This window comes from Phycicoccus avicenniae, assembly GCF_050496545.1.
Taxonomy (GTDB): domain Bacteria; phylum Actinomycetota; class Actinomycetes; order Actinomycetales; family Dermatophilaceae; genus Phycicoccus; species Phycicoccus avicenniae_A.
This window is the reverse complement of sequence record NZ_JBNVZV010000044.1, coordinates 1-332: the sequence shown is the minus strand read 5'-3', so window position 1 is coordinate 332 and position 332 is coordinate 1. Positions and strand designations below refer to the sequence as shown.

Annotated in this window: 1 pseudogene; it reads right to left on the bottom strand. The window is 74.4% G+C overall.

Annotated features, from left to right (window positions below):
- Window positions 1-266 (bottom strand): annotated as a pseudogene (locus ACQZ2A_RS20900) (hypothetical protein); the annotation flags it as partial.
- Between the last annotated feature and the right edge of the window lie 66 nt (window positions 267-332).

Below are 332 nucleotides of genomic sequence, written 5' to 3'. Positions count from 1 at the left end.
TTCCGCAGTACCAGGTCGGTCAGGGCGTCGGCGCGGGACTCCGGCACCGACAGCGAGTCGTCGACCTGGCGGTACTCCCCGGCGAGGGACTCCACGGCCGACCACATGGCCGCCGAGGTCGCCGTCGGCAAGGACGCGAACCAATCGCTCAGCCCGTCCGCGCCGGGACAGACCTCCACCCGCCGACCCTGCTTCGTCAACGCCACATGGGCCGCGACCTGGTCCGCCGCGACCCGGGTGGCCACCCGCCGCGCCTCGGACATCACCCTCGCCGGGTCCAACGCCGCCAACCGGGGCGCGAGCTCGGCATCCACCCGCCCGCACGCCTCCAC